19 protein-coding genes are annotated in these 19570 nt (G+C 69.3%); 8 read left to right on the top strand and 11 right to left on the bottom strand.

What is annotated here, in order from left to right; genetic code table 11:
• The first annotated feature begins 260 nt into the window (after window positions 1–260).
• Window positions 261–698, top strand: coding sequence for a nitroreductase/quinone reductase family protein (locus tag NBZ83_RS17330; RefSeq protein WP_261568921.1), 438 nt, complete (start codon window positions 261–263; stop codon window positions 696–698).
• 116 nt (window positions 699–814) lie between these two features.
• On the opposite strand, the gene NBZ83_RS17325 is transcribed toward NBZ83_RS17330, so the two are convergent.
• Window positions 815–1642, bottom strand: coding sequence for an SDR family NAD(P)-dependent oxidoreductase (locus NBZ83_RS17325; protein ID WP_261568922.1), 828 nt, complete (start codon window positions 1640–1642; stop codon window positions 815–817).
• A complete protein-coding gene (locus tag NBZ83_RS17320; protein ID WP_261575384.1) occupies window positions 1639–2706 on the bottom strand; it encodes a dihydrodipicolinate reductase in 1068 nt (355 codons plus the stop codon). The genes NBZ83_RS17325 and NBZ83_RS17320 overlap by 4 nt, the downstream gene beginning before the upstream one ends.
• Before the next feature lie 284 nt (window positions 2707–2990).
• Between NBZ83_RS17320 and NBZ83_RS17315 the strand changes: the two genes are divergently transcribed.
• Window positions 2991–3632 (top strand): DsbA family oxidoreductase, encoded by a 642-nt coding sequence (locus NBZ83_RS17315; RefSeq protein ID WP_261568924.1) that lies wholly within the window; start codon window positions 2991–2993, stop codon window positions 3630–3632.
• Between the two features lie 163 nt (window positions 3633–3795).
• Window positions 3796–4206, top strand: a complete 411-nt coding sequence (locus NBZ83_RS17310; protein ID WP_261568925.1) for a thiol-disulfide oxidoreductase DCC family protein — start codon at window positions 3796–3798, stop codon at window positions 4204–4206.
• 59 nt (window positions 4207–4265) lie between these two features.
• Here the strand turns inward: NBZ83_RS17310 and NBZ83_RS17305 are convergent, their stop codons facing one another.
• The 3 genes from NBZ83_RS17305 to NBZ83_RS17295 form a co-directional block, all read right to left on the bottom strand.
• Entirely contained in the window at window positions 4266–4616 is a 351-nt protein-coding gene (locus tag NBZ83_RS17305; RefSeq protein WP_261568940.1) for a hypothetical protein, read from the bottom strand.
• A gap of 52 nt (window positions 4617–4668) precedes the next feature.
• Window positions 4669–6162 carry an MFS transporter gene (locus NBZ83_RS17300; protein ID WP_261568926.1) on the bottom strand — a complete coding sequence of 498 codons (1494 nt, stop codon included), beginning with the start codon at window positions 6160–6162 and terminating at the stop codon, window positions 4669–4671.
• A 463-nt stretch (window positions 6163–6625) separates the two neighbouring features.
• Window positions 6626–7204 (bottom strand): TetR/AcrR family transcriptional regulator, encoded by a 579-nt coding sequence (locus tag NBZ83_RS17295; protein ID WP_261575383.1) that lies wholly within the window; start codon window positions 7202–7204, stop codon window positions 6626–6628.
• A 421-nt stretch (window positions 7205–7625) separates the two neighbouring features.
• On the opposite strand from NBZ83_RS17295, the gene NBZ83_RS17290 reads away from it, so the two are divergent.
• Complete coding sequence (locus tag NBZ83_RS17290; protein ID WP_261575382.1) at window positions 7626–8330, top strand: nitroreductase family protein; 705 nt, start codon at window positions 7626–7628, stop codon at window positions 8328–8330.
• Between the two features lie 144 nt (window positions 8331–8474).
• On the opposite strand, the gene NBZ83_RS17285 is transcribed toward NBZ83_RS17290, so the two are convergent.
• From NBZ83_RS17285 to NBZ83_RS17275, 3 genes are all read right to left on the bottom strand, one after another.
• Window positions 8475–9260, bottom strand: coding sequence for an SDR family NAD(P)-dependent oxidoreductase (locus NBZ83_RS17285; RefSeq protein ID WP_261568930.1), 786 nt, complete (start codon window positions 9258–9260; stop codon window positions 8475–8477).
• Window positions 9261–9379: 119 nt separating this feature from the next.
• Entirely contained in the window at window positions 9380–10237 is an 858-nt protein-coding gene (locus NBZ83_RS17280) for an SAM-dependent methyltransferase (RefSeq protein ID WP_261568931.1), read from the bottom strand.
• Window positions 10238–10740: 503 nt separating this feature from the next.
• Window positions 10741–11937 (bottom strand): hypothetical protein, encoded by a 1197-nt coding sequence (locus NBZ83_RS17275; RefSeq protein ID WP_261575381.1) that lies wholly within the window; start codon window positions 11935–11937, stop codon window positions 10741–10743.
• A 55-nt stretch (window positions 11938–11992) separates the two neighbouring features.
• Between NBZ83_RS17275 and NBZ83_RS17270 the strand changes: the two genes are divergently transcribed.
• Together NBZ83_RS17270 and NBZ83_RS17265 are read left to right on the top strand one after the other, a co-directional pair.
• The gene (locus tag NBZ83_RS17270) at window positions 11993–14500 is read left to right on the top strand and encodes a hypothetical protein (protein ID WP_261568933.1); all 2508 of its coding nucleotides are present in this window, start codon (window positions 11993–11995) and stop codon (window positions 14498–14500) included.
• Window positions 14501–14513: 13 nt separating this feature from the next.
• Window positions 14514–15092 (top strand): AAA family ATPase, encoded by a 579-nt coding sequence (locus NBZ83_RS17265; RefSeq protein WP_261568934.1) that lies wholly within the window; start codon window positions 14514–14516, stop codon window positions 15090–15092.
• Window positions 15093–15107: 15 nt separating this feature from the next.
• On the opposite strand, the gene NBZ83_RS17260 is transcribed toward NBZ83_RS17265, so the two are convergent.
• The gene (locus NBZ83_RS17260; protein WP_261568935.1) at window positions 15108–15767 is read right to left on the bottom strand and encodes an NAD(P)H-binding protein; all 660 of its coding nucleotides are present in this window, start codon (window positions 15765–15767) and stop codon (window positions 15108–15110) included.
• A gap of 132 nt (window positions 15768–15899) precedes the next feature.
• Here NBZ83_RS17260 and NBZ83_RS17255 point away from each other — a divergent pair, with 132 nt between their 5' ends.
• Window positions 15900–16607 carry a signal protein gene (locus NBZ83_RS17255; RefSeq protein ID WP_261568936.1) on the top strand — a complete coding sequence of 236 codons (708 nt, stop codon included), beginning with the start codon at window positions 15900–15902 and terminating at the stop codon, window positions 16605–16607.
• An 89-nt stretch (window positions 16608–16696) separates the two neighbouring features.
• On the opposite strand, the gene NBZ83_RS17250 is transcribed toward NBZ83_RS17255, so the two are convergent.
• Together NBZ83_RS17250 and NBZ83_RS17245 are read right to left on the bottom strand one after the other, a co-directional pair.
• Window positions 16697–17593 carry a Rieske (2Fe-2S) protein gene (locus tag NBZ83_RS17250; protein ID WP_261568937.1) on the bottom strand — a complete coding sequence of 299 codons (897 nt, stop codon included), beginning with the start codon at window positions 17591–17593 and terminating at the stop codon, window positions 16697–16699.
• A gap of 183 nt (window positions 17594–17776) precedes the next feature.
• Window positions 17777–17938 carry an antitoxin gene (locus tag NBZ83_RS17245; protein WP_261568938.1) on the bottom strand — a complete coding sequence of 54 codons (162 nt, stop codon included), beginning with the start codon at window positions 17936–17938 and terminating at the stop codon, window positions 17777–17779.
• Window positions 17939–18165: 227 nt separating this feature from the next.
• Here NBZ83_RS17245 and NBZ83_RS17240 point away from each other — a divergent pair, with 227 nt between their 5' ends.
• Window positions 18166–19506, top strand: a complete 1341-nt coding sequence (locus NBZ83_RS17240) for a sensor domain-containing phosphodiesterase (protein ID WP_261568939.1) — start codon at window positions 18166–18168, stop codon at window positions 19504–19506.
• Window positions 19507–19570 lie beyond the last annotated feature (64 nt).

The following is a 19570-nucleotide window of genomic DNA, read 5'->3' as shown; positions in this document are numbered from 1 at the left end:
CCCCAGCGGCCACGACCGGCCCGCCCGTGCCGTCGCCGGCGGCCTCCCGCCGATCCCGGCGCGGCTGGGCCCGCCCCGGCGCCGGCCGCGAAGGCGGCGGACCCAAGGCCGGATTACGTGCGCCGGCAGGAAGAAGGTCCCGCGGAGTCAGGCCCGGCTCGTCCCGTATTCAGAATGCCCGCCCGGGCGGCGAAAAAGCCCGCCCGGGCGACGAACCGAAACGACCTTCGGGTACCAGCCGGGACAAGAAAGCGGAAACGATGAGCAAGAAGACCTTCACCGCCCAGGACATCGAGGACTACATCGCCGAGTACCGGGCCACCGGCGGCAAGCCGACCGGAAGGTTCGAGGGGCCCACCCGGCTGCTGTTGCACAGCGGCCACGATGCCGACGGCAGGCCGCACATCGTGCCGTTGAGCTACTTCGCCGACGCCGACGCCGACCGTTGCGTCGTGCTGGCCATCAACGACGGCCTCGATGAGGATCCGCGGTGGCTGCGGCACCTGCGCGCGCATCCGGAGGTCATCGCCGAGATCGGCAGCGACACCGTCCGGTTGACGGCCACCGAGATTCACGGCGCGGAGCGCGACGCGATCTACGCGCGCCACGCCGAGACCTACCCGGTCCTGCTGACGTTCCAGTCGGCGACGACCCGGGTCATCCCGGTCGTCGCACTCGCTCCGACCGGCAGCGCCTGACCCGTTCCACCGCCTCACCCGCCGGGCCGAGCGTGCGGCCGCGTTCCCACCGCACGCTCGGCACCACCGGTGTCGCCGCCTCGCTCCGCCTCCGGCCGGGAGCGGGGCGGCGCAGGTCAGTCGCCGAGAGCGGCGGCGCTTGCCGTGTCGGGCATCTCCAGGTGGCAGGTGAGTCCGCCGTCGATCGGCAGCAGGACGCCGGTGATGAACGAGCCCTCGTCGGAGGCGAGGAACACCGCCCCGCTGGCGATGTCACTGGAAAGACCGAGCCGAGGCAGCATGATCGTCTTGCGGACGGGCGCCATCAGCTTCTCGTTCGCGACCATCTTCGTCATCTCTACGCCGCCGGTGTTCGTGAAGCCGACGATGATGGCGTTCGAGCGGATTCCGTACTGGCCGTAGTCGACCGCGAGCTGCCGGGTGAGCGAGTTGATCGCACCCTTGGAGGCCTGGTAGCTCGGCCGTCCGGTGATCGACAGGACGCTGGAGGCCGCGGAGATGTTGATGATCGCGCCGCCGCCGGCCGCAATGAGGTGCGGAATGGCGTACTTCGCCGCCCAGAACGTGCCGTACAGGCCGATGCGGACGATCTCGTCGAAGACCTCGGTGCTGACGTCCGCGACCTTGGTGTCGGGCCTTCCCGGCCCGGTGAGGTGCGTCGCCGCCGCATTGTTGACGACGGTCGTCAGCGAACCGTAGGTGGACACCGCCAGGTCGACCGCCGCGCGGACGTCGTCCTCCGACGCCGCGCTGCCGGCGGCGAACGTGACGTTCTCCCCGCGGGTCTTCGCCTCCTGTTCGATCTCCTTGCCGGCGTCCACGGAGCGGCCGGTGAAGACCACGGACGCGCCCTCCCGGGCGAACCGCTCGACGAACTCCCGGCCGATGCCCCGCGTGCCGCCCGTGATGAGGACGACCTTGCCGGACAGGCGCTGCGCGCTCACGCCTGCAGCGCCGCGGAGGCCACACCGACCGGCGCGGGCAGGTCGAGCACCGTGACCCAGCCGGTCTTCCGCGTGGCGGCGACGCCGGGCAGGCAGGCGACCGCGCGCGCCGCGTTGAGGGCGGCGACGTGGTCCGGGCCGTCGTGCGAACCGGGCAGGCCGAACTGCAGCTCGATCGACGGGCTTCCCTCGACGACGACGCGCCAGTTGGGCTCGTTGATGTCGCTGCGCCAGTCGTCGCCCAGGCCGAGCACCGCGCTCTGCTCGTTGACGAGCTCGTAGAACGGCTTGCCGTTCGAGTAGGCGGTCAACGTCCACCGGGCCCCGGCGACGTGACCCTTCGGAATGTGAAGGCCACTGGGCTGCAGCGTGAGGTCCTCCGGCGCCGCGCCGAACTCCTTCTTCGTCAGCTTGGTGCCGTCATAGGGGATGCCGAGGGCCTGCGCGACGATCTGCGCGGACTGGCCGATGCACCACTGCCAGGACGCGTCCGCGAAGGAGAGCTCGCCGTCGAGGTCCACGCTCTCGGGGATCTCCTGGCCGAAGCCGAGGAACTCGCCAAGCTGGAAGGCCGACGGGTAGTTCGGGACGTGGTCCTTCTGCCAGGCGCGCACGAACGTGACGTCGGCGCTGTAGCCGGCGGCGAACAGCGGCAGGACGTCGCTGATCAGGCCGGGGATGTTGCCGCCGGCGATCAGGGCGGAACCGCCCTCCTCACCGGCGGCCTGAATCAGGTCGTACGACGGCTCACTTGGCAGGAACCAGCCGCCGTGGCTGGAGTAGACGCTGGTGCCCGCGCGCATGAACCGCGCGATCAGTTCCGGCTGCCAGTCGATGCCGTGCCACGCGAGGACGTCCGCCTTGAGTCCGATCAGCGCGTCGACGTCACGGGTGGCGATCACACCCGTGGGGGGAATCCCGACGATGTCACCGGCGTCCTTACCGTCCTTGTCCTCGCTGTGCACGAGCACCCCGACGAGCTCGAAGGCCGGGTTGCCCTGCACGAGCCGTACCACCGTGCTCCCGACCCCGCCCGTGTACCCAACAACCACCCGTAACGCCATGCGTCGCCTCCGCTGTCACCTCTGCGCCGTCCAACCGGACGTGCCGAGGGTCACACACGTGGCGGCCCTGGTCAATCTGTTGGTCAGCAAACTGAACAACCGTACAGCCGACGCGCCACCGCCACCGGCATTTCGCATTTGGCATGGAATCTCCTCGACATTCGTGTTGTTCACTTCCGGCGACGATGGACGGCAGGGTCGCCGATCGGGCCTGGTGTGCCCGCCGGTCGAGGGGTCTCATGGCCCCGCCACGGCCCGCGACGAGGAGGGTGAGGGTCGGACGCATGCGCGTGGACATCTGGAGTGACGTGGTCTGCCCGTGGTGCTACATCGGCAAGGCTCGGTTCGAGCAGGCCCTGGCCGGGTTCACGCACCGCGACGAGGTGAGCGTGGTGTTCCACTCCTACGAGCTGGACCCGAGCCTGCCCCGCGGCGAGTCCGGCCCCCTGCGCGAGGCGCTGGCGGCCAAGTTCGGACGCCCGGTCGAGGAGATCGCGGCGATGGAGAACCGCGTCGCCGACGCCGCCCGCGGCGAGGGGCTGGAATACACCGCGGACCGGCGCAGTGGGAACACCTTCGACCTGCACCGGCTTCTACACCTGGCCACCGACGCCGGCCGGCAGGCCGAGGCGGTCAGCGCCCTGAACGCCGCGCACTTCGGCGCGGGCCGGCCGGTGTTCGACCAGGAGACCGCCGTCGAGGTGTTCACCGCCGCCGGTCTCGACGCCGCCGAAGTCAGCCGGGTGTGGGCCGGTGACGACTACGCCGACGCGGTGCGCGCCGACGAACGCACCGCCCGCGATTTCGGCATCACCGGGGTGCCGTTCTTTGTGCTCGACGACGCCCTCGGGGTCTCCGGCGCGCAACCCGCCGAGCTGTTCACCCAGGCTCTCGACCAGGCGTGGGCACACCACCGGCCCGCCTGACCGGGGCCGGGCGGGATCCCGCAGGTTTCCCGGATGGCCGATCCGGTGCGACAGTCGTGAGAAGCGCCGGGACGACACCGCCGTGGATGGAGCGTCAGGCCACGCCCCACCCGCGGCGGCCGTGCTGGGACCTGGAGCCGATGCGGGAATGAGGACATCCATCATGGTGGAGGCGACGGGCCTGCAGCGCGGGCCGGCACGTCCGCTGCTGGTGTACGACGGGGACTGCGCGTTCTGCACCCGCTCGGTGGAGGTGATCCGCGCGCGGATCAGACCCGACGTCGACTTCCAACCGGGGCAGGGTCTCGACCTGGCTGCGTTCGGGTTGACGAGGCAGCAGGTCGACCGGGCCGTGCAATGGGTCGGCACCGACGGCAGCCGGGCAGCCGGGGCGCAGGCGTTTGCCCGCATGCTGTCCCGCGCCGGTCGGCCGTGGCGGCTCACGGGCAGGGTCATGGCAGTGCCGCCGGTCAGCTGGCTCGCGGCCGCCGTCTACCGGCTGATCGCCAACAATCGGCAGCGGATGCCCGGCGCGACGGCCGCCTGCGCGGTGCCGCTGCCCGAACGGCGCTGAGCCCGCGGTCGTGGCGTGCGGCGTCGGACCGGCCGGTCGGGACCGCTGTCCAGGCGCACCTACGTCGGCCCGTCGGGCTGCGCCCCCACGGCCTGCGCGGGGCTCTCCGTCGGGCCCGCGGGTGCGCCCGAGCGGGTCGGGACCAGCCGTTGACGGGCGATGCCGTGCGCCACGAGCACCTCGGAGATCTGTCTGCCGACCCGTTTCACCAGGTTCGGGGAAATGCCCGGGTCCTGCGGGACGAACCCGATTCCCACCCCCCGGACGCCGCCCAGCTTCCGGTCGGACAGCCCGACGAGATTCTGGTCCGCGAACATGATCTGGCCCGGTCGGACGCTGAAGGTGGCATTCCGGCAGAGCCGGAAGGTGAAGCTGGTGGCGTCGGGACTGACCGTCCACGATTCGGCCAACCACGGCCTGATCGCGCCGGTTCGACGATGTGTAAAGCGAAAAAAGACCGCGTCATACCCTGGCCGCCACGGGCTTGCGACTTCTGAAGACGAGAACCGCGACCACGAGTGCGACCGCGACGAAAGCCACCAGCACGAAGAAGGACGTCGCGATCCCGTGAGCCAGATCATGGTGGACCTGGGCCTGCGGACTGAGACCGGCGTCTGGATGATGCGCGGAACTGCGCAGCGATGAGCCGTACACCGTGGTGAGAACGGCGATTCCCAGGGCGAGTCCGACCTGCTGCAGGCACTGCAGCAGCCCGGAGGCCGACCCGGTGTCCCGCAGCGGCAGCCCGGCGAGGATGACCATGTTCAGGGGCATGAAGGCCAGCCCGATCCCCAGGCCGAGCAGAATCAGCGGGCCGACCACTGCGCCCGGGTAGCTGCTCTCGCCGTCGAGCTGGGTCAGCCAGACAGCGGACACCAGCGCGGACGCGGTACCGACCGTGGTGATGGTCTTCGGGCCGAATCGCGCGAGCAGTTTCGGCGCCGTGCGCGCGCCGCCGAACTGGACCAGGGCCATGGGCAGGAACGCCAGGCCGGCGCGCAGCGGGCTGAGGTCCAGCACCTTCTGCAGGAAGATCGACAGGAAGAAGAAGAAACTTCCCATCGCCGCGGACATGAGCAGCATGTTGGTGTAGGCACCGGCCCGCATCCGTTCCCCGAACAACCGCAGCGGCATGATCGGCTGCTCGGCTCTGGACTCGACGAGCAGGAATCCCAGGAGCAGGACGACGCCGGCGGCGAGGGTGACGCCGGTCAGAGTGTCCGACCAGCCGTCCGACGCCGCCCGGATGAAGCCGTACACGAGTGACGTCGTCCCCGTCGTCGACATGATCGCGCCGGCGACGTCGAACCGGGCCGGCTGCCGCGGGGTCTCGATCAGGTACGGCCGGGCCAGTGCGATGACCGCGACGCCGATCGGAACGTTGATGACGAACACCCACCGCCAGGAAGCCGTCGTCAGCAGTCCGCCGAGGATGAGCCCGAGCGTCAGCCCCAGGCCGGCGATCATGGAGAAGACGCCCAGGGCGCGTTGCCGCTCGGGACCCTCCTTGAAGTTGGTGGCGAGCAGGGCGAGCGACGCCGGCGCGGCGAACGCCGCCCCCACCCCCTGCGCGGCGCGGGCGGCGACCAGTGCGCCCGCGCCGGGAGCCAGACCGGCGGCCAGCGAGGCGAGGGTGAACAGCGCCAACCCACCGATGAACAGCCGCAGCCGACCGAAGGCGTCGCCTGCTCGTCCGCCCAGCAGCAGCAGCCCACCGAAGGCCAGCGAGTACGCGGTCTGCACCCAGGCCAGGCTCGAGGCGGAGAAGTGCAGGCTGGTCTGAATCCTCGCCAGCGCGATGTTCACGATCGTCGCATCGATGATCACCATCATCTGACAGGCGACGATGACCCCGAGCGCGATCTTCAGACGGCGCTTGCGCTGCTCCTGCGCCACCGCCTCGGCAGCAGGGTCCGCGATCCGTGTGGGTGGTGCGTTCAGTTCCTGAGCACTCATCCTCATCCTTCGAGCAGGACACGCCTCGGCGGGGAGGACCCGGCGGGCGATCTCAAGATCCAGCTTGCCCGGCGCGACCGCCAGGCTTGTGGAATGGGAATCCGTTTCCGTTTCAGCCGGCCCAACGATACGGAAGATCATTCCGCTTGGCAAGCACTCGGTCGCTCGGAGCGTGGATGCCTGGCGGGGCTGCGGCTGGAGGTCGCCCCGGATGAGCTTCGCCTCTCCGGCGGCCAGGCGGCCTGGACCCGCTCCAGCCTTCCCCTGATGATCTGCGGCTGGGTCGGCAGATTCAGGATCGGGCAGGTCCGTTCCACTTCCCGGCGCAGCAGGGCGATGTTTTCATCGGCCGCCGGGGACGACAGCCGGACCGTGTAGTCAAGATTCTGCGGGTACACGGGGACGTCAGGATGGTCGGGGTGACCGGCACGGGAGCCGAAGACCGCCGAGACGTCGATACAGACTACCGGCGGCGCAAACCGTCCAGCAGGTAATCGAGTAGAACGTGGGCCTCGCTCGACGACACCGTCTCCGCGGTCACCGCGATCGCATTGATCAGCTTCAGAAGGGTGGACATGCTCAGGTCTGCTCGAATCGAACCGTCGCGCTGGGCTCGAGAAAGCAGAACAGCACCGGCCGCCCGCATGTTCTGACAGGCAAGGGAGAGCGACGAGACGCCGTCGTGCAGAACCGGCATGACCTCCATGGCCAGGCCGCGATATTCGGCGAGGTGGGAGACGAACTGCTGCAGCCAGTCCGTCAATGCCTCATCGGGCGACCGGGCCTCGGTCAGGCTGACCGCGGAGACCCGCAATGCCTCAAAATGATCCAGCAGCACGGCCGCGAGGAGCGCCTCGCGGGTCGGGAAGTGCCGGTAGACCGTTCCGGTACCCAGCCCGGCGCGCTTGGCGACCTCGTACAGCGAGGCGTCCGCCCCCTGCTCGGCGAACACCGCACGTGCAGCGGTGAGTAGACGCTCGCGATTACGAAGAACATCCGTCCGGACCGGTCGGTCGGCTGACGCAGCCAGTGGCCGAGCCATCATGGCTGCCTCCCAAGCGCTGCCAAACGGAAAGATATTCCGTATATTACCACGAGTTCAGGACCCCCAGTGCTGCGGCGTCGGCCGAGCCGATCGGGTGTTCCCCTCCGTGACGCGGGTGCCACCGTTGCGGTGCCGACCCGGGCCGGCATGCGCTCGGAGCAGGATCTGCACCGCACCCGGCGGCTGGCCGGCGAGCTGGCCCGGCAGTACGCCCGGCGAGCCGAGGCTCCCGTCCGGCCGCGCCGCCACGGCGTCGATCCGGATCTCGCCGGCGCGCTCGGCTCGACCCCGGCCGGGCGGAGGTCCCGGACACGGCCATTGCGAAACGGAAGATGAGTCCGTATCGTTGCACCCGGTCGACACGGGTGCGAGATCCCGCGTGTCGGCACTCCTGTACAGCCACCCGGAGGGCATGATCATGGATCTGCGTGAGGCGCTCTACACGACCCGCACAATGCGCCGGGTGAAGCCCGATCCCATCCCCCTAGCGGTCCAGGAACGCATCATGGATGCCGCGATTCGGGCCCCCAACGGGGGGAACCTGCAGAAGTGGCGGTTCATTCTCGTCGATTCCCTCGAGGTCAAGGCCGCCATCGGCCCGCTCTACCGCGATGCGGTGGCACGCGGCCTGGCCGGCTACTACGGCGACGCCGCGGCCATCGCGAACGGAATTCCCGACTCGAAGGAGGGCGTACTCGCCCAGCGCATGGTGCGCTCCGCCAACTGGCTCGCGGACAACTTCGAACAAGTGCCGCTGTTCATGTTCGCGCTCATCCCGGCGACCAAGTCCGTTGGTTCGGTCTACCCGGCGGTCTGGAGCGCGATGTTGGCCGCTCGAGCCGAGGGCGTCGGCTCGTCGCTCACCACGATGCTCAGCGTCGGCCACGGTCTGGAGACGCTTGCCGCGCTCGGAGTACCCTTCGAGGAGAACTGGATTAATGCGTGTTGCGTCTCCTTTGGATACCCGACCGGGCGCTGGGCGGTCGCATCGCGAGAACCCGCGCAGTCGGTAACCTACCGCAACCGCTGGCTCGAGCCGGCCGGATTCCTCGGCGACAGTCCACTGTGGCCTGACCCCACGCCGGCCCCGGCTACCGAGCCGGATCATGCCGATGCGTTGTAAGCGGAGCCGAGCGATCCCACTTTCCGCATGATCCAGACCGGAATCGTCTTCTCGCCTGTCTTCGCGTTGCGGAGAGAGCGCCTTGCCGGAACCGCCGCCCCGACGGCGGCGACCGCCGGGGCGTAGGACCCCACCGGGGGCAGGTCAGGAGTAGAGCGGAAATCCGCCGGTGACCTTGATCGTCTCGCCGGTGACGAAGCCGCCCTCGGCGGAGCAGAGGTAGGTCATCGCCGCGACGACGTCGGCGACGCGACCCTGGCGGTGGATGAGCTGGCGCTGGTCGATGATGTCCCGGATGAGCTCCACGGGCAGGTCGGCCATCGCGCTCTCGGTATCCATGAGCCCGGGTGAGATCGCGTTCACCCGGATGCCGTCGGGCGCGAACTCGGTCGCGAACGCGACCGTCAGGCCACGAACGGCCAGCTTCGACACCGCATACGGCGACGTTCCGATATGCGACGCCATCGACGAGATGTTGACGATCGATCCGCCGCCTCTGGCCGCCATCGACGGCCGGCAGGCGAGCGAACAGTTCACGACACCCATGACGTTCACGTCGAACAGCTCACGCACGTCGTCGCGGGCCAGCGTCTGGAACGGCAGGTTGTACCGGGTGAGATGCCGGCCGGCATTGTTGATCAGGATGTCGATCCCGCCGAAACGTTCGACGGCCTGAGCGACCGCCGCATCGACGGTGTCCTCGGCGGCGACGTCGCACCGCACGGGTAACACCGCGTGCCCGGCCGCGGCGAGTGCGGCGGCGGAGCGCTCCGCGGCGGCGGCGTCGATGTCGGCGAGCACGACCGAGGCCCCGCGTTCGGCGAGTTCCTGGGCGAACGCGAGGCCGAAGCCGGCCGCGCCGCCGGTGATGAAGGCGACGCGGCCGTCGAAACGGCGGGCCGGCTCGTGGGTGCCTGAGGGTGCGGTCATCGCGTGGACCTCCGTCGCAGGGACACTGTCTGACGAATCGTCAAGGTATGCCGTGTCCCCGCCCCGATCCACCGACGAAGGCCGCCCCGGCGCCACGACCTGGGGCTTCCCGGCGCCGGCTACGGCTTTCGGGCGACTCCTCCGTACGTGCCGACCTGGGCGTCGGACAGTCCGTCCGTCGTGCCGTCGGGCTGCCAACGCAGAACGTTGAGCAGGCCGGGGTCGACGAGGTCGAAGCCTTCGAAGAACCGGAGCACCTCGTCACGGGACCGCAGGCGCGTCGGAATGCCCTGCTGCCGGTAGATCTCCGCCGCCGATTCCGCCTCCTCCGGGGCGAAGTCCGCGGTGCCGTGCGTGAGCGACAGGAAGCTGCCCGACGGCAGAGCATCCATCAGCGTACGGACCAGGCCATGCGGATCACCCTCGTCCGGAATGAAGTGGAGCATTCCGATCAGGGACAGGACAACCGGCTGGTCCAGGTCGAAGGTGTCACGTACCTCGGCGGAGGTCAGGATGCGCGCGGGGTCGTGGAAGTCGGCGTCCACATACGCGGTACGACCTTCCGGACTGCTTGTCAGTAGCGCCCGGGCATGCACGAGCACGATCGGGTCGTTGTCGACGTAGACCACCCGTGAATCCGGCGCGAGCCCCTGGGCGACCTCGTGCAGGTTCGGGCTGGTGGGAATGCCGGTACCGATGTCGAGGAACTGCCGAACGCCCGCCTCGCGGGCGAGGTAGCGGGTCGCCCTCAGCATGAAGGCCCGGTTCTGCTGGGTGGTGTTCTGGACGTCGGGGAAGACACCGATGATCTGCTCGGCGGCGGCCCGGTCGGCCGGAAAGTTGTCCTTCCCGCCGAGAAAGTAGTCATAGACCCTCGCCGAATGCGGGATGTCCATCTTCAGATCGGCCGAGATGAATCTCTGTACTGTGGGAACACTCCGTGACGTGCTCGACACCTCGTCCTCAGCCGTTGCCACCGCGACCGCCCTCTCCCCGCCTGACGCCCGTCAGACGCTCCGTGCACATCACCTTAGCGGTCAAATCGCCCACAAGCAGTCATGGGTTCGGCCCGCGGACGGCCCTCGCTCCCGCCGCGGGCGGGGCCTGCCGGGGCTCTCCCAGGGCCCAGTGGTTCGGTCGCGGGCGCACCGAACCGGAGCCGGCCAGCAGCATGCGCACTGACCTGGGTCTTCACGCCGTCGATCGGCAGGATCCGGCGGGCGGCGGGAGGTGATGGCCCGGCTTCGACGGCCCGCTCCCCCCGCTCGGCAGACGTGATCCCCATGGCGGTGAGACCTACGGCTCACGTGCGATGACATCCCGTTCCTTGGCCTCGACCTCCGTGGTGTCGACGAGGATGCCGCACACCCGTTCGTCGATGACGGCGGAGCCGGGGATGCCCCCACCCGGCTCGCCGGCGGAGCATCCACAACCACACCGTTCTGAACACGAAGCGCAACAGACGGCTACCGGAAAAGGTTCAATGGCCGGCGCATTCGGAAGGGCGCGCGCAGTACCGCAGCGGGTCGACGCTCTCGAACCTTGACCTGGTGGTACCGAATACGAGTGCGTAGACCGCCTGGTACGCGGAGACCGGCCCGGTGACCTGAAGAGGTCCCGACTTCGGCCGCACAAATCGCTTCTCGCTTTTTCCGTCGATGACCAGATCGAGTTCGAGGTCCCAGGTATAGGAAGCCCGTCTGGCGAAGGCCTCGACCGTGAACACGGCCTTCTCGCCCCTGTCGAGGACCACGGAGTTCGCCTCGAAGTAGGGGTCGCCCAGGCCTCCCCTGGAGGTTCGGGCGATCGGATTGAGATCATCGAGGTTGAACCCCACCCGGATGTTCTCCTGAGCGCCCTGCGGGTGGATGGAGACCAGAGTTCCGTCGATGCTCGGTCCCCGCCGCAGGATGTGCGCCCTCATACCGACGATGACGACGCCGTCGGAGTTGTCGGCTCTGACCACGAGTTTCGCCGCCTGATCGCCATGATCGAAAATCTCCGGCGAATCCTCGATCCCTTCCAGGAGGTTCCCATCATGATCGATGACGGGCGTTGCCCGGCCAGCCCGCGGGAGGACGAAACTGTAGTCGTCACCACTCGTCGGCAGCCGTTCCATGTTGACCACGACGGGCGGACCGGTATGGTCACCGACGTAGTTCACCACCCCGGGCGTGAGCACACCGATCACCGCCGCGACGAACGCCGCCAATACGAATCGCGGGCCGGTCAACAGGCCGGCGACAGAAAAACGCTTCCCGCCGGCTCCCGTATCCGCCTCGCCCGTATCCGCCTCGCCCGCTTCGCCGGCCCGGCGACCGTCCTCATCGACCTCGCCGTCCCGCTGGCCCTCATCGGCCGACCCCGGTGGTGGGGGCGCATCGTCCGCCGGCGGAGCGCCACCGGACGGCTCGGGCAAGGGCGGTTCCGGAGCGTCCCGCGACGATCCGTCGGCGGGAGATCCTTCGGGCGAGGGCATACCAGTCCATTCGGCGATCTGGATCGGATCTTCTACCGCGGCGACCAGCCCCACATTCTGGCATATGCGGGATGCGAACCTCCCCGACCCCGCGGAACCACCCATCTCAGACTTCGATTCCCAGGCTTCGAGCAAACAGAAGAGACCCCTCCGACGCAGGCCCACGACGTATATCTGGCCCTCCTCGACTACGATCATCACGGCGGCCTCGGGCGCACGGCTCGGGCCCCCGTGCGGGCCGAGGGGGTCTTCCATGACCAGGCGATCGAGCGCTAGTCGTGGCCTGAACCAGCTTCTCGACGACATCGAGCTCGACCAGACCACCGAAGCCGCCTTCAGGTTCGCTTCGGCACGGATTCCAGACGGTTCCCAGCTCGATTCCAGGAATCTCCTGGCCGCATTGACTCAGGTCGACACGCTCGGGAACTGGGAACGGCTGCGGCTCCACTTCCACGTTCCCGAGGAGTCGACGGCATCCGCCGCGGGCGGGGATGACGCCGCGGCATCCCCGGGGATACCGTTGTCCACCGACTTGACGATCGCTTTCCGTTGTCTCCGCATCCTGATCAGCAAGTACGACCTGACCCCGGTGCCACCCGGCGCGCTTTTGTTGGCGCTCGTCCTCGATCCGGACGGCGACGCGGCGCGTCTCGTACTGGAGGGATCCGATTCCTCACACGAGGAACTCCTGATGCTCATACAGGCCGAGATGCTCGACGCCACGCTGGAGGACCTCGACCCGGCGAAGATTTTGACCGCGGTCGCCGTCAGTGACGCCCCGCGGCCGACCTGGCGCGGAACCTGTTTCCGCCTGGAGGGTGCCGTCATCGCGCTGACGGCGGCCTGGTCGCTGCTCGCCCTTGGTTTCGGAGCCGTCATGGGCGCGGCTTTCACCGCGGGGGTCCTGGTTCTCGGTCACCACCTCTCCCTCCTGATCCGGGTGGAGGAGTCCAAAAATCCCCCCCTGTCGAGTTGGCGCCTCACCCACCTCGGCCAACCGATCACATTTTTGGCGATCTTGCTCACCCTGTCGATTCTGGTCGGATCATTCGTCATCCCGAGCCGGCACACACTTCTCCCGATCATCCTGGCTGTCGCGTCGGCGGGTTACCTTCCCTTCGTCATACTGATCGGCGGTCTCGACTGGAGTTCCTTCATCCGGGCTGCCGGCTCGGCACCGCTGACCCGGCAGAAACGGCGATCGGTGATGCGTGTGACCGCAGCGCTGGCGGCTCTGGGCGCGCTGTTGGTCTCATGGGAGCTTCGGGCCTTTTTTCTCGCGAACCACAGATTCGATCACGTCGAGGCGGTCGGCAGGCAGCGCCTCGCCCGCGCTGTGGCCCGCCGGATCGACACCGCCCTGACGGACGCTCCGCTCGGTGCGATTCTCCCGCGATGGTACTGGCCGTTCCCGATGGCGATCCTCGGCGGTGCCGCGGGGATACTGGCCGCAATCGCGTGGGCAACGGCCGCCGATGCGGTCGCGAGACATCCTCCGAGCTCGCTCGTGGACAATATTCACACGTCGCTGTCTCGCGAGCGGCGAAAGCTGATCGGCCAGGCCGCGGTGCTTCTTCTGATAGTCGCGGTCGCGGCGTCGGCCACCCGCGTCCTGGGCGGTGAGCCGACAGAGAAAAAGGTGGAGCCGAAACTTACGACCATCGATCCCGCGCCTGCTATCGATGCCGTCACCGGCCGTCCCGGTGATCCTTACACCACGGCCATAACCTCGTCTGACCTCAGATTGGGCCTGGAGAGCACGTGGTGCAGGCCCGACGGATCCCCGCTGACGGAGATATCAGAGCGCAGGCCCCCCGTGACCGCCCTCCTGAACGTGACCGGCACGGGACGACTACGTCTCTATCTGGCACGTCTTCCCGACGGGCTCACCAGGCAGGTGGCGACGGACCTCGCCGCCGCGGGGCAATCCTGCGAAGTCCCCCTGACCCCCATGGAATCAACGGACATGGGATTCGCCAACATCGCGGGTACCGCCAACCGTACCGACGTCGAGTACATGGGGACGGCGTCCGTCAGCGTCATGTACCGGAAGGTTTTCTCGAAAGCCAGCGCCGCGGAGCCCCCCCGCCCAGCCGGATCCGCCGGGCATGAGCCGCTGGTCCTCTATGCCGCATCGAACGACTGGTTCCTGAAACTCGTCTCCCTGGACGGTCGGAGCGCGCCGTTCGAGCGTACTCTTCCCATTCTGTTCGGCCGTCTGACGGAGAAACTGAGGACGGCGTTCGCGATGCCGAAGATTATTGCCGACGCCGCCGACCGCGCACCGGGAGGCGCCGGCGCTCCCCCCTGCCCGGCGAACGATCCCTGCCCGGCGGAGGGTCCGGCATCGGCCAGCTTTCCACCACCGGATCCTGCTCCCGCCGGGTTCGTCGGAGACGACTGGTATTCGCACAGCGCCGACGCGACCGTCAACGCAGACGGAACAGGCCGCATGCGGTCCCGCACATATGTCACCTGCGGCGGCGACTACACCGACTTCGAGAACATCCCGAGTGTCCCCTGCGAACATCAGACCGGAGAACGTCCCGCAACGCTGTCCTTTCAGTTCGACCCGGGCGGACGAACAGTGACCATCACCCGGACGAACTGGGATTATTTCCGACGTGGCGAGAGGCTGGTGATCTCCGGATCAGAGCTGAGGGACGGACGCCCGACGGTCCTCGTCCTGAGCCGGCCGGGCTCTGGCATCCTGACGGCGCTCTGTCGCGCCGGTGCCCCGCTCGGCGCATGTGGCGCCTGATGAGGAGTCCACGATGATCAAAACCCCCGAACGAGACCTCTACGTCGTCACCGGCATCTCGGCCAGCGGCAAGTCGACGGTGGCGCGTCTGCTTGCCGACCGCCTCTCGCCGAGTGTCCTGGTCGAAGGTGACGTACTGCGGGTCATGGTCCGCAACGGGCGTGCGGAGATGACCGCGGAGCCCACCGCGCCCGCGCTGGCCCAGCTCCGCCTGCGGTACCGGCACGCCGCCATGATTGCCGACTCCTCTTTCCGGGAAGGTTTCCACACCGTGGTCGAGGACGTGATTCTCGGCGAGCTCCTTGGGGCATTCCTGTCGTATCTGCGAAGCCGCCCGCTTCGGCTCGTGGTCCTGACCCCCGACGTCGACGTGGTGCAACGACGGGAGTCGGGGCGCGACAAGGTCGCGTACGGCACCCGGTGGAGCCCCGCCCAGCTCGACGCTGTCCTGCGCGCCGAGACTCCGCGCATCGGCCTGTGGCTGGACAACGGTGAGCTGACGCCGGAGCAGACAGTCGATGAGATCCTGCGCCGGCGCGACGAGGCCCTGCTGCCGTCCCCGGACCCGGCGTCCCCGGACCCGGCGAGGTAGGAATCGCCGATGGCCTCACGGCTCGAGGACGACGACGACCTCCTGCTCCTTGGCGTCGGCGAGGACGTCACAGACCCGTTCGCCGATGACGTCGGAGCCGAGCATGCCCTTGCCCGGCTCACCGGGCTGGCCGAAGCCGTGGACCATGGCACGGATCATGACCTCGCGCACCAGCACCTCGCTGGCACGGGCCTCCCGCTCCAGGTGCCGGTACAGCATCCGCTGCGCCGCCTGGGCCATCGACACCACGCCCATCCCGCGGGCCGGGATGTCGGCCATGCCGCCGCCCATGCCCAGGTAGACCGCGCCGGCCGACAGGGCCGGCAGGAAGGTGGTCGCCGCACTCAGGTGCAGCTGCAGGTAGGGGCCGAGGTGGTTCTCGGCCTGCTCCCAGGTCGTCGAGAGAACCGGCGTCGGCGTCCACGGGATGTTCACGGCGATGGCGACGGCGTCGGCCGAGGCCAGGTCGAGGCGCGCCGCCAGCTCGGCCGCCTGCTCGGCGTCGGCGACGCTGCCCACGACGGTCCTGACGCCGGCGAACTCGTCGGGCAGCGCGTCGAAGCCGACGGTGTCGCGGTCGACGGCCGTCACCTCCCAGCCCCGCTGACGAGCTGCGGCGACGATGCCGCGCCCGACGTTTCCGGTCGCGCCGACGACGATGAGGGAGAAGGCCATTGGGTGAACCTAGCGAAGGATGCCGTCCGGCGACGGATGCCAGCAGATGTGGACAAGCGCGACAACCAGGTGGTAGAGACCGGGGCGGCACCCGGTGCGACGCAGAGGGGGACGTCTCCGTACGATGCCGCGATGCTTGTCAGGAAACTTCCGCTTGTGGTGGGGTTGCTGGTGATGATCGCCGGCTGCGCATCGACGGAGAGCGCGAGCCCACAACCGACGGCGGCTCTCGACCGACCGGCGGTCGCGCCGTCCGGATCGCCCGAAGCCGAGGGCCAGTCCCGGCCTCTTCCGCCGGCGGAACTGCAGGGCCGCTGGTGGACCTGGGCGACTTCCGCCGCCGGCCGGTCGAATCCGGTCGAGGATCTCGACGGCCATGCCTGCGGCGTCGGACAGCCGGCCGATGTCTGGTTTCTGGCCGGAACCTTCGGGGGGTACGCCAACCGCACCTGCTCAGTTCCGACCGGCCGGCCGGTTGCCTTCCCACTGGTCGATCAGTCCTGCACCCAGGCCCAGTGCTGGAACTTCATGGCGACCGCCACCGGCAAGGCGATCCTGGACGGCCGGGAGCTGACACCGCAACGCATGGAAGGCGTCCCGATCGTCGTCGACTCGGTGGAGGACAACCCGGTCACCTCCGCCGCGGGTCGCTCCACCAGCTACGGCTGCGGCCTGTGGGTACAGCTCCGGCCGCTGTCGCCGGGCACCCACGTCCTGCGGATCGAGGGGTCCTCCGGCGACTTCGCCCTGCGGGTCGACTACACCCTGTACGTGAGCGACACTCCAGCCGCGGGCGACGCCCCGGTCGCGGGCGGCACGTCGGCGCCGCGAGCCGCCTGATCCAGGCCTGACCACACCCATCGGAGCTGGATGGTCCGCATCCCGGTCAGATTTAGTCAGCCCGCGCCGCCGGATTCATCGGGCCGCTGTCACGCGCGCAAGGACGTCAGGGGTGGACCGACGGGGTTCGCGCGCAGGGCCCGGACCTCCGAGCGGCGCAGTTCCACCCGCCCGTCTCGCTCGCGGACCTCGTACACCGGCTGCGGACGGGTCGCCGGACCCCGGACGACCTGCCCGGAGGTCAGCTCGAACCGGCTGCCGTGCCAGGGACACTCCACGCAGTCGCCGTCGCGTTCGCCGTCGCTCAGGGGGGCGCCCCGGTGGGTGCAACGGTCGTTGATCGCGACGATCCGGCCGTCGGCCCTGGTCAACAGCACGGGCACGCCGTCGACCCCGACCTGCCGCAGCGCCGTGGTGACCTCGCCGGTCGCCAGCACGTCCGTCCAGTCGGCCGGGCCCCGCTGGAACGCGGTGGTGTCGACCCCCACCCCCAACGCGTAGGCGAGGTGGCCACCCAACCACCCGCCGACGCCGAGGGCGGTCGCCCCCGCGAGGCTCGTGGCCAGTCCGCTCGCGCCACGATGACGCTGCCACCAGGACACCGCGTAGCTCCCGATGCCGACGATGTTGGCGGCCGCGTGCACGAGCCCGATCCGGCGCTCGGCGCCGTCGGTGTCGAGCCAGTCCGACCATCCGGCCGCCGCGGCGGGGCCGGCCGACAGCAGCCCGAGCCCGATGAGCCGCCGCGCGGCCGGGCGCAGGCCGGCCCCACCGGTGACGTCGAGCAGGGTCGCGCTCAGCAGCGTCCCCGCCGGCACGATCACGGCCGCGGGGTGCAGCGGATGCCCGAGTGCCCGGCCGCTGAGCAGATCGCGCAGCCGCGGCGAGCGCAGCGCCGTCGACCAGAACGCGGCGGCGCGCCCAGCGACGGGATCAAGCGCCTGCTCCCGTTCGAGCCGATCGAGTACCCGCTCGGACACACGCATATCAACCTCTTCTCGGGACATCCCGAGATGGGACGTTGGTGCCGGCGCCGCCGTCGAAGCGGCTCCGGATCAGTACGGCGGCGACTGGCCCGTCCTCGCCACGACGGCGCCCCCTCCCGGCCTCGCCCAGGGCAAATCCAGGACCACGCCGCGGGGATTGAGGGCGACGTCGACGGTGGCCCGTCAGTCGCGCTTCTGCGCTTCCTGCACCCCCTTGTCCACCTGCTCGGAGTACTTCTCGTCGGTGCGCTTGTCGGCTTCCTCGCCCGCCTTGGCCACGGCCTGATCGACCTGCTTGTCGTGCTTGTCCTCAAGGTCACCGAGCTTGTCCGTGAAGCCGCTCACCGGTCGCTCCCTTCGTTGGGTACGTGGCCACGCTGCCCGAACCGTCACGGGCAAAACACGCCGCGGCCGACTTCGGCTGCCGAAACGGCGCCGGACGGCGCTGCAGCGAGGCGCCGCGGGACAGAGCCAGAATTGCTGGCGGAACGTACATGTTGGTGTACGACCGGTTACGGGAGGGCAGGGCGGAAGCAGGCGGCAATCGCGTGGACGGCTGGGGGTGAGGGGCGATGGCACGGGCGGAGTCGGCGTCCGGACCCGCCTCGGGCGGGATCGAGCCGGATACGACGGTCACGGAACTGCTGGGAATACTGCGCCGCCACCTGGGGATGGACCTCGCCTACCTGGCGCGGGCGGACGGCGACGATCTCATCGTCCAGGTGATCAGCGGAGCCGGTGGGCGGTTCGGGCTGGCACCCGGGGTCAGGATCCGCCCCGATCCCCGGCTCTACCAGAGCCTGCTGGCCGGAACGCTCCCCAAGGTGATCACGGACACCCGGCGCAATCAGCACATGATCGATGTGCCGGTCGTGGAGAAGCTGGGCATCGGGTGCTACGCGGCGACGGTGGTGACCGACCGCGACGGCGAGGTGTTCGGGGTACTCGGATGCATCAGCCGCGACCCGCGGCCGGACCTTCGGGAGCGGGACAGCCGTTTTCTGGGCCTGGTCGCCGCGTATCTCAGCGACGCCGTCGTCGACCTGCACCGGATCTGGGAGGCACACAGTCAGGTCTGGCGCAGCATCAGCCGGATGATCGATGCCGGCGGCCCCGCGATCGTCTACCAGCCCGTCGTCGACCTGGCGACGGGTCGGATCGCCGCGGTGGAGGCGCTGTCCCGGTTCCCCTGTGAGCCGCGCGAGCCGCAGCGGGGTCCGCGGGGCTGGTACTCCGACGCCACGACCGTCGGCCTCAGCGCCGAACTGGAACTGGCCGCGATCCGCCGGGCGCTACGAGCGATACCCCAGCTACCCGCCGCGGTCTGCCTCGGGGTCAACGCCTCGCCGGCCACCATCACCGCCGGGCTGCTCGACGTTCTCCACGACGAGCAGACGTGTCGACGCCTGATCGTGGAGATCACCGAGCACGAGTACTTCTGCGATGACACCGAGGTCCTGCGCGGCGTGCGGGAGCTACGCGCCCGCGGCGTGCAGATCGCCGCCGACGACATCGGTGCCGGCTATGCGGGTCTGGAGCAGCTCCTCGAGCTGCACCCGGACATCGTGAAGCTGGACTATCTGGTCACCCACGGCATGGACACCGACCCGGCCCGTCGGGCGACCGCCGCGGCACTGGTCATGATCAGTGAGGAGTTCGGCGGCTGCGTCATCGCGGAAGGCATTGAATCCCCCGCCGAACGTCAGACCGCCCTCGACGTGAGAATCCCCTACGGTCAGGGATATCTCCTCGGCGCCCCCGCCCCCAGCGTCTCCCTCGCCTGCGCCGCGGGGACGCCCACGGGTCCCCATCCGGCGCCGGACCACCGAGGAGAGCCGCCCGTCAGGCCAGGCGGGGGCTGGGGCCGCGCAGGCCCTCCAGTCGGGCGACGCGCCAGGACCAGGCGACGGTGATCGCCACCGCGGTCGCGGTCACGGTCATGCCGGTGACCCCGCGGATCGCGACGAACACGGCGGT

This window comes from Frankia gtarii, from assembly GCF_025403375.1.
Classification (GTDB): domain Bacteria; phylum Actinomycetota; class Actinomycetes; order Frankiales; family Frankiaceae; genus Frankia; species Frankia gtarii.
The sequence above is the reverse complement of the archived record's forward strand: the minus strand, read 5'-3'. Positions and strand labels throughout refer to the sequence as shown.